This is a genomic window from Arenibaculum sp. (assembly GCF_035998295.1).
Taxonomy (GTDB): Bacteria; Pseudomonadota; Alphaproteobacteria; order Azospirillales; family Azospirillaceae; genus DASYHS01.
The window spans coordinates 1-9,124 of record NZ_DASYHS010000288.1; the positions used below are offsets into that span (position 1 = coordinate 1).

General features: G+C 69.8%; 11 protein-coding genes. 7 read left to right on the forward strand and 4 right to left on the reverse strand.

Annotated elements, in window-relative coordinates; translation table 11 throughout:
* The coding region (locus VGO20_RS27500) for an SPOR domain-containing protein (RefSeq protein ID WP_327505614.1) at positions 1–280 on the forward strand (280 nt) is incomplete at its 5' end.
* A 40-nt stretch (positions 281–320) separates the two neighbouring features.
* Here VGO20_RS27500 and VGO20_RS27505 read toward each other — a convergent pair.
* The 3 genes from VGO20_RS27505 to VGO20_RS27515 form a co-directional block, all read right to left on the reverse strand.
* On the reverse strand, positions 321–1,328 hold the full coding sequence (locus tag VGO20_RS27505) for a glycosyltransferase family 2 protein (RefSeq protein ID WP_327505615.1): 1,008 nt from the start codon (positions 1,326–1,328) through the stop codon (positions 321–323).
* A gap of 13 nt (positions 1,329–1,341) precedes the next feature.
* On the reverse strand, positions 1,342–3,012 hold the full coding sequence (locus tag VGO20_RS27510) for a hypothetical protein (protein WP_327505616.1): 1,671 nt from the start codon (positions 3,010–3,012) through the stop codon (positions 1,342–1,344).
* A gap of 91 nt (positions 3,013–3,103) precedes the next feature.
* Complete coding sequence (locus VGO20_RS27515) at positions 3,104–4,456, reverse strand: pentapeptide repeat-containing protein (protein WP_327505617.1); 1,353 nt, start codon at positions 4,454–4,456, stop codon at positions 3,104–3,106.
* Positions 4,457–4,760: 304 nt separating this feature from the next.
* Between VGO20_RS27515 and ffh the strand changes: the two genes are divergently transcribed.
* The 6 genes from ffh (at position 4,761) to VGO20_RS27545 (ending at position 8,679) form a co-directional block, all read left to right on the forward strand.
* Positions 4,761–6,122, forward strand: a complete 1,362-nt coding sequence (gene ffh, locus VGO20_RS27520; protein ID WP_327505618.1) for a signal recognition particle protein — start codon at positions 4,761–4,763, stop codon at positions 6,120–6,122.
* A 54-nt stretch (positions 6,123–6,176) separates the two neighbouring features.
* A complete protein-coding gene (gene rpsP / locus VGO20_RS27525) occupies positions 6,177–6,536 on the forward strand; it encodes a 30S ribosomal protein S16 (RefSeq protein ID WP_327505619.1) in 360 nt (119 codons plus the stop codon).
* 41 nt (positions 6,537–6,577) lie between these two features.
* Positions 6,578–7,138, forward strand: coding sequence for a ribosome maturation factor RimM (gene rimM / locus VGO20_RS27530; protein WP_327505620.1), 561 nt, complete (start codon positions 6,578–6,580; stop codon positions 7,136–7,138).
* Positions 7,139–7,179: 41 nt separating this feature from the next.
* Positions 7,180–7,920 (forward strand): tRNA (guanosine(37)-N1)-methyltransferase TrmD, encoded by a 741-nt coding sequence (gene trmD / locus VGO20_RS27535; RefSeq protein WP_414639916.1) that lies wholly within the window; start codon positions 7,180–7,182, stop codon positions 7,918–7,920.
* Between the two features lie 13 nt (positions 7,921–7,933).
* A complete protein-coding gene (gene rplS / locus VGO20_RS27540) occupies positions 7,934–8,323 on the forward strand; it encodes a 50S ribosomal protein L19 (RefSeq protein ID WP_327505622.1) in 390 nt (129 codons plus the stop codon).
* Between the two features lie 134 nt (positions 8,324–8,457).
* Positions 8,458–8,679 carry a hypothetical protein gene (locus VGO20_RS27545; RefSeq protein ID WP_327505624.1) on the forward strand — a complete coding sequence of 74 codons (222 nt, stop codon included), beginning with the start codon at positions 8,458–8,460 and terminating at the stop codon, positions 8,677–8,679.
* A 44-nt stretch (positions 8,680–8,723) separates the two neighbouring features.
* Here VGO20_RS27545 and VGO20_RS27550 read toward each other — a convergent pair.
* Positions 8,724–9,124 (reverse strand): O-linked N-acetylglucosamine transferase family protein (locus VGO20_RS27550; RefSeq protein ID WP_473964868.1); only part of this gene is annotated, 401 nt, incomplete at its 5' end.

The window sequence follows — 9,124 nt, forward strand, 5'->3', positions numbered from 1 at the left end:
GCCGGTCCAGGTCGCGGTCCTCGGCGACTGGGCGATCCAGGTCGGCGCCTTCCGGTCGGCCAACGACAGCCATCGTGCGATCGAGGCGGCGCAACTCGCCGCACCCGACATACTGAGCCCGGCTCGCCGCCACGTGATGGAGGTGAGCACGCCGTCGGGCCAGGTCTACCGCGCGCGGCTGATCGGGGTGTCCTCCGACGACGCCGCCCGGGCATGCGAGCTGCTGACCAGTCGCGGCACGGACTGCCTTGCCCTGCCGCCGGGTGCCCAGACGTCCTGAACCAGGCGTCCTGAACCAGGCGTCCTGAAGCGCGGCAGCCTCACCCAGGACGGCCGACGTCCGGACGGGAAGTCGCGCCGGGGGCGGCAACGCCGATATAGCGCATCCGCTTCATCTCCCGCCGGCCCCGGGTCACGGTGTCGAGGATCATGCCGCAGGTCAGGCTCAGCGCCGAGATCACCATGATGCCGGTCACCAGCACCGCGGTCGGGAAGCGCGGCACCTCGCCGGTCGCGAAATAGGTCGTGAACAACGGTATCGCCAGGACGACCGCGACCGCGGTCAACAGCCCGGCTATGGCCGAGAAGAACGGGAGCGGCCGTTCCTCCTTCGCCAGCACCAGGATCAGCCATGAGATCCGCAGGCCGTCCTGCACCGTGCGCAGCTTGCTGACCGACCCGGCGGGGCGGTCCTTGTAGGGCGTGGCGACTTCGGCCGTCGGCATGCGCAGTTCCAGCGCGTGGACCGTCAGCTCGGTCTCGATCTCGAAGCCGCTCGCCAGCGCCGGGAAGGATTTGACGAACCGGCGCGACATGACGCGGTAGCCCGACAGCATGTCGCTGAATCGGTCGCCGAAGATGCGCGCGACGATGCCCGACAGCAGCCGGTTGCCGAACCGGTGGCCCGGCCGGTAGGCGGCCTCTATCTCGGTGATGCGCGCGCCGTTCACCATGTCCAGCGGCCCTTCTAGCAGTTCCCGGATCATTTCGGGCGCGCTGGGAGCGTCGTAGGTGTCGTCGCCGTCGACGAGCACGTACACGTCCGCTTCGACGTCCGCGAACATGCGCCTGACGACGTTGCCTTTGCCCTGAAGCCGCTCGCGGCGGACGATCGCGCCGGCGGCCGCGGCCATCTCCATGGTCCGGTCGGTCGAGTTGTTGTCGTAGACGTAGACCGACGCGTCCGGCAGAACCGCGAGGAAGTCGCGCACGACCTTCGCGATCGAGGCTTCCTCGTTGTAGCAGGGGACCAGGACCGCGACCTGCGGCCGGGCCGGGATGGCGGAAACGGCCGGAGAGATATGGGTGGCTTCGGAGGTGGCGTGCATTTCGGGTCCGGGGTCAGGGCTCTGTCGCGCTCCCCGCCGGCGTGCGCTCGCCGTCGTGCGGGTAGGTGCGGCAGAAGTTCAGCGGCTCGTTCAGGTTGCTCCGGATCACCTGGCATTCCTGCCAGGCGAGCCGGCGTCCATGGAAGCGGACGGCATCGGCGGCGAGATCGGTGTCGGGGATCGTGCTCACCACGAAGACGTCGCCCCGGTGGGCGTCGATCCTCCCGCGGAGCGCGTCGTTGTAGCCGTTGGGCGACGGATCGGGGTGGACGAAGTTGCTCTGTATCCGCAGGAACGGGATTTCCGGCGGGAATTCCGGAATGATGAAGGACATCGGCTGGTAGCCCGCCATCAGCACCATCGTGCGGCCGGGGGCCGGTATCCGGGGCAGGTCGACCTCCACCAGACGGTCCGTCCAGGCGATCCGGCCCCAGTCGCCGGTTACCGTGGCGAGCTGCACGCCGGCCATCACCGCCGCTGCGACGCCGGCCCGGGCGAGCGTGGCGAGCGGCAACCGGTCCGCCGCGAGCAGGATCGCGATGGGTGCGAGCATCTCCACCGGCACCAGGTAACGATAGATGCAGAACATGACGGCCCAGGTCACGCAGGAGAGCGTGACCGCGGCCAGCACGTAGCGCCCGGCGGCCGCATGGGTGAGCCGGGTGCCGCGTCCGCCGATGAAGCCGGACAGCGCGGCGGCCGGGATCAGAACGGTGAGAACCGCGATGCGCGGATCGCGCCAGGGCGCCTCGCCCGGCAGGGGGATCTCCCCGACCAGGTTGGGATCGGCCAGCAGGCGGAAGCCCAGCAGAAGACGATCGAGGAGCGTGGGCGAAAGCTCGACGAACTGGGTGTCCCGGTAGTCCGAGGGGGCGGCGAGCGGCGAGCCGAACAGCGTATTGAAGTAGGGATGGAGCGGATTGCCATAGGTCTCCCACAGGAACCACATCCAATAGCCGCCGGTCAGGGCGATCCCGGCCAGTACGCCCAAGCCGCAGGTGAAGGAGAGCGTGAAGCGCCGCACGATCCCGCCCGGAGCGAGCAGGAAGCCGAAGCACAGGCCGACGCAGAAGATCACGGAAGGCTGCTTCAGCCCGGCAGCCGCCCCGACCAGAAGCCCTGCCGCCGCTGCGACGGCACAGGCTTGGCCGGTGTGGCCGCCGAACAGCGTATCGCGCCACCGGACGGCGACGAGCAGCCCCCCGATGACGCCCAGGCTGACGACGTTGTCGTGGAAGGTCGTGCCGAGCTGGGACAGGGTTCCCGCCCCGAGAATGCCGATCAATGCGGTTCCGGCCGACGCCCACAGCCGGAGCATCGGGGAGCCGGCGGTGGTCAGCGCGTGGGCGAGCGCGAACAGCAGGACGAAGTTCAGCCCCTGCAGCAGGCTCCACACGGTCATGGCGGCACGCGCCGGCAAGGCGTCGGCCAGCAGGAACAGAGGCACGTCCAGCAGGGGATTGTAGAAGCTCGGCACCTGCGCCGGAGCCATGTCGAAGCCGTGGCGCCCGGTCAGGAACGCGTACCCGTTGTACCAATGGTAATTGCGCAGATCCCAATTGGCGTCCTGGCCGAGGGCAAGGGACAGGAGCGCATAGCCGGCGAGCACGGCGACGGAGATCGCGACCGCAAGCGTCCTGGTCGCGGCGGTTTCGGCGGCGGGCGGTGCGACGAGGCTGGTCAAGGGGGCTGGTCCGCGTTCGGGCGGAGCGGAGAATGTGCACATCGCCGCCGCATCGGCAAGTGCGACTCCGGTGGGGGAGATCGGGTGGGTGTCAGCCGCCCGTCGCGCGCCGGGGCAGGCCGATGGCACCCGTCAGGTCGGCCCCGCGCAGATCCGCGCCGTGCAGCTCGGCGCCGGTCAGGTCGGCTTCGCGCAGATCGGCTTCGCGCAGGTCGGTGCGGCTCAGATTCGCCTCGACCAGGTTGGCGCGCCGGAGGTCGGCCCGGGCGAGGCAGGCTTCGTTCAGCCGTGCGCGGTGCAGGTTCGTGCGCCAGAGATGGCCGGTGCCGCTCTGGATGTGGATCGGGCCGAGCCGCGCGCCGGTGAGGTTGGCGCCGATCAGGGTCGCGCGCTCCAGGTTGGCGCCGCGCATGTCGGCCCGGGCGAGGTCGGCGCGGCGCATGTCCGCGAGCGAAAGGTCGATCATGGCCAGCGAGGCGTCGGTCAGGCGGGCACCGATCAGCGTCGCGCCGTTCAGGAGGGCGGCGGCGAGGTTGACGGCGCGCAGGTCGATTCCCGACATGTCGAGCATCGACAGGTCGGCCCGCCGGCCGAGCTTGCCGCCGCTGTCCATCCAGATCCCGTGGTCGGCCACGAGTTCGGCGAGGCTGCCGCTTTTCTCATCGAAACGGCGGGCCCGGATCGCTCCGGCCAGCGACGGCGAGGCGAGCTGGTCGTCGTCCAGGATCGCGCCGACGAGGTTCGCGCCTTCCATGCGCGTGTTGGACAGCCGGGCGCCGGCGAGCATGGCGCCGGCCAGGCGCACGCCGGACAGGTTCGCCTCCGAGAGGTCGGCGCCCTGGAGGTCCGAGCCCGTCAGATCGGAATTCGTGAGGTTGGCGCGATGGAACTTCGTGCCGCGCAGGATGGCGTCGGTCAGATCGGTCTGCATCACGAAGGCGCTGGAGAGCCGGGCGCGCGAGAGGTTGGCCCTGCGGACGGTGGCGCAGGTCAGCTCCGTCGTCAGCGGGGTCGCCTCGTAGTTCACCGACGTCATCTGGCCCTTGGCCGTCATCCGGACGAGCGAACCGTCGCGCAGATCGGCTTCGACGAGCAGTGCGTCGGAGAGAATCGCGCCGCGCAGGCACGCGCCGCGCAGATCGGACCGGTCGAGGCGGGCGCCGGTCAGGTTGGCGAGGCGCAGGTCGGCGCCGTACAGGATGGCCTGATCGAGATTGGCCCCGTTCAGCCGCGTGCTGAACAGCTTCGCCCCGCTGAAATCGGCGTCCGACAGGTCGAGGCCGGACAGGTCGAGATGCGACAGGTCTCTCAGCTTGAAGTTCGCGCGCGTTCCCCCCGGCTGCCGGGCGAGGAAGGCCCGGTGCCGATGGATGACCGCGTTCAGCTCCTGCTGGGACAGGCGGGCGCGCGGAATGTCCGGATCGTCGTTCGGCGCGGGCGGCATCGCTGGTTGTACCTTGGAACGGCTGAGCCATCGACAGATAGCGCCGGGACTCAAAAGAAAGTATTAATCCCGTCTTGTTTCAAGACCCTGGTCGCGTCCGGCGCGGGGGTCCGGCCATGTGTGTCCTCCGTGCCACCCGCCGTTGACATCGGTCCGGCGACCGCCTATTTTCCGCCAGCCTTCCTCCAGGGATGAGCTTGGGTCAGCGCCTACGGGTGCCCGCCGGTCCGCGAGTTTCGCGCACTGGCGTTTCCTGTTTTGGCCCTGCCGTTCCGGAGGAGGCGGTATCGCAACGGGGTGAGTGATGTTCGAAGGCCTGTCCGGGCGTCTCGGCGACATCTTCGACCGGCTGCGCCGACGCGGCGCGCTGAGCGAGGACGACGTGAACGCGGCCCTGCGCGAGATCCGCGTGGCGCTGCTCGAGGCCGACGTCGCGCTTCCCGTCGTGAAGCAGTTCGTCTCCGGCGTGCGCGAGCGCGCGGTCGGCCAGGAGGTGTTGCGCTCCGTCACGCCCGGCCAGCAGGTCGTCAAGATCGTCCACGACCATCTCGTGGAGATGCTGGGGGCCGAAAGCGAGGGGCTGAGCCTCAACGCGTCGCCTCCGGTGCCGGTCCTGATGGTCGGCCTCCAGGGATCGGGCAAGACCACCTCGACCGCGAAGATCGCGCTGCGCATGAAGACGCGGGACCGCAAGAAGGTCCTGATGGCGTCGCTCGACACCCGCCGTCCGGCGGCGCAGGAGCAGCTGCGCATCCTCGGCGAGCAGGCCGGCGTGGCGACGCTGTCCATCGTGCCCGGGCAGCAGCCGGTCGAGATCGCGCGGCGCGCGATGCAGGTCGGGCGCACCGAAGGCTACGACGTGGTGATGCTCGACACCGCGGGCCGCCTCGCCATCGACGAGGAGCTGATGGCCGAGGTCGCGGCGGTGCGCGACGAGGTCCGCCCGGTCGAGACCCTTCTGGTCGTCGATGCCATGACGGGCCAGGACGCGGTGACGGTCGCCGCCAACTTCCAGGAGAAGGTCGGGCTGACCGGCATCGTGATGACCCGCATCGACGGCGACGCGCGCGGCGGCGCCGCCCTGTCGATGCGCGCGGTCACCGGCAAGCCGATCAAGCTGCTGGGCACGGGCGAGAAGATCGACGCGATCGAGCCGTTCCATCCCGACCGCATCGCCGGCCGCATCCTCGGCATGGGCGACGTTGTCAGCCTGGTCGAGAAGGCGGCCGAGAGCATCGACCGCGACGAGGCCGAGAAGCTCGCCCGCAAGATGGAGAAGGGCGGTTTCGACCTCGACGACATGGCATCCCAACTCCGCCAGATCCGCAAGATGGGCGGCATGTCGGGGATGCTGGGCATGCTGCCGGGCATCGGCAAGATCAAGAACCAGCTCAAGGACGCCAAGGTCGACGAGGGGATGCTGAAGCGCCAGGAGGCGATCATCTCTTCGATGACCAAGGCCGAGCGGCGCAACCCCGATCTCCTCAAGGCCTCGCGCAAGCGGCGCGTGGCGCTGGGCTCCGGCACGACCGTGCAGGAGGTCAATCGCCTGCTGAAGCAGTTCGGCGACATGCAGTCGATGATGAAGCAGGTCAAGAAACTCGGGAAGAAGGGGCTGATGCGGCAGGGCCTGTCCGGCCTGCTGCCACCCGGTCTCCGGCGCTGAGTGCCGTCCCGTTACGACGAACGACGTCAACCCACGAAGGAAAGCAGAGTACCCATGTCCCTCAAGATCCGTTTGGCCCGTGGTGGCGCCAAGAAGCGCCCGTTCTACTCGATCGTGATCGCCGACTCGCGCTCGCCGCGCGACGGCCGCTTCATCGAGAAGATCGGGACCTACAACCCGATGCTCGCCAAGGACCATCCGGAGCGCCTCGTGCTGAAGTCCGAGCGCGTCCAGCACTGGCTGTCGGTGGGCGCCCAGGCGACCGACCGCGTCGCGCGCTTCCTCGGGGCGGCCGGCCTCGCGCCGAAGCCGGAGTACCGCGAGAGCCCGGTCAAGTCGGCGCCGAAGGCGAAGGCGCAGGAGCGCGCCAAGCTCGACGCCGAGCGCGCCCAGGCGGCGGAAGCCGGCGAGTGATCCTGGTCCGCTGACCTCGCCTGGGATCGGCGAGCCCCGCCATGACCGGCTCGGAACGCGTGTGCGTCGGCCAGATCACGGGCGCCCACGGCGTGCGCGGCCTCGTGAAGCTGAAGAGCTTCACCGGGGACCCCGCCGCCATCGGCGGCTACGATCCGCTGACCGACGGTTCGGGCAAGCGGGTCTTCCGAGTCCGGCTGATGTCGGCGGCCAAGGACCACTGGATCGCCCGCATCGAAGGCGTGGACGACCGCAACGTCGCCGAGGCCCTCTCCGGTACCTGTCTCTACGTCGAGCGTTCCCGGCTGCCGGAACCGGAAGAGGACGAGTTCTACCATGCCGATCTGATCGGCCTGCCGGCGTTCCTGCCGGATGGGACGCGGTTCGGCGAGGTAGTCGCGCTTCACGATTTCGGCGCGGGCGACGTCATGGAGGTGCGGATGGCCGCGGAAGGCACGGCGATGGTGCCCTTCACGCGGAAGGCGGTGCCGGTCGTCGATCCGCGCGGCGGCCGGGTCATCGTCGATCCGCCCGCCGGGCTGCTCGATCCCGCGTCCCCCTCTGGCGAAGGGGCCGGCGAGGGCGGGGAAGAGGTGTCGTGAGCGCGCCCTGGTCGGTGCGGGTGCTGACCCTGTTCCCCGAGATGTTTCCGGGACCGCTCGGGTTCAGCCTCGCCGGAAAGGCGCTGGAAAGCGGGCTGTGGACGCTGGAAACAGTGGACATCCGGTCATACGCGCGCGATAAACACCGCTCCGTCGACGACGCCCCGTTCGGCGGCGGCCCCGGCATGGTGATGCGACCGGACGTTCTGGACGCGGCTCTCGCGGCCGCGGCCGATCCCATGGGGCGCGGGCGGGTGATCTACCTGTCTCCCCGCGGCCGTCTCCTGAACCAGGAACTGGTCCGGGAACTGGCCGCGGAGCCGAGGGTGGTGCTGTTGTGCGGGCGGTTCGAGGGCGTCGACGAACGCGTCCTCGACAAGCACGCGGTGGAGGAGGTCAGCGTCGGGGATTACGTGCTGTCCGGCGGAGAGCCGGCGGCGCTCGTCCTGATCGACGCGGTGGTCCGGCTGCTGCCCGGCGTGATGGGCAACGTCGAGACCGCCGGCGAGGAGAGTTTCGAGAGGGGATTGCTCGAGTATCCCCACTACACGCGGCCGGCCCTCTGGGAAGGCCGCGCGGTGCCGGAGGTTCTGCTGTCCGGTCACCACGAGAAGGTTGCGGCCTGGCGGCTCGCCGAGGCGGAGCGGATCACGCGGGACAGGCGTCCCGACCTGTGGGCGCCCTATCTCGAGCGCCGCGAGGCCGAGGAAAGAGCGAGGCCGCGCAAGCGGCGCAGGCATGCAGGAGACTCGGCCCGCCGGGATGGCGCGCCGACGGAGTGAAGGGGTGAGTGCGATGAACATCATTCAACAGCTCGAGTCCGAGCAGATCGAGAAGCTGGTTTCCGTTCGCGCGGTTCCGGACTTCTCGCCGGGCGACACCGTCCGCGTGAACGTGAAGGTCGTCGAGGGCTCGCGCGAGCGCGTCCAGGCCTACGAGGGCGTGTGCATCGCCCGCCGCAATGCCGGGGTGAATTCCAGCTTCACCGTGCGCAAGATCAGCTACGGCGAGGGTGTGGAGCGCGTGTTCCCGCTCTATAGCCCGCGCATCGACTCGATCGAGCTGGTGCGCAAGGGCGACGTGCGCCGCGCGAAGCTGTACTACCTGCGTGAGCTGCGCGGCAAGGCCGCCCGTATCTCCGAGCGCACGACCGGCCGCGGCATGGGCAAGAGCGCAGCCGAGTAAGGCTACCTCCCGCATCCGCACGCCCCGCGACCCGCCCGGTCCACGACCGGGCGGGTTTTCGCGTTCGCGATCGGAACTCCGCGCAGGGTCGGGGGTTGCTCTGGCATCTTCGACGGTTCACCGAGGAGGCGGAGATGACCGAGGAACGCGACCAGAAGAACGAGGGCGAGGGCAACCGGACGGCCGCTCGCAACTACGACCAGGCGGCGACGGATCATGCCCGTTCGGGCAAGGCCGGCGAGCAGGCGCGCGAGGCGAAGGAAGCGCTGGACGGGCCCGAGGGCGAGGAACTGCGCCGGGCCGAGGAGAAGGGCCGGAGCCACGCCGCCGAGGAGGACCCGAAGCTCAAGCGCTGAGGTCGGATGGAAGTCCCCTCTCCCGCCGGCGGGAGAGGGGATCCTCAGGAAACGGGTTTCGCGCACCAGTCCCGCCACATCGCCCGGAAGGCCGCTTCCAGGTTGCGGGTGAAGCGGGGGCCGTCGCATAGCGGCGAGGCCGCCATCCCGCTCCGCAGCCCGGCCCTGACCGCAGCCAGGGCGTCGGGGTCCGAGGCGAGGCGAGCCGCGATGCGTACGTAGTCGTCGGCGTCGCGCGCTGCCCATTCCGGGTGGCCCAGGACGCTGGCGTGAGCCAGCGTATGGCGCGAGACGAAGCGGCGTTCCGGCAGCGTCACCACCGGGACGCCCATCCAGAACGCCTCCAGCGTCGTCAGGCCACCCGAGTAGGGGAAGGGATCGAGCGCGACGTCGACCTCGCCGTAGGCGGCGAGCAGGGCAGGGTGGGGAGCGCCCTCGGCGAGCG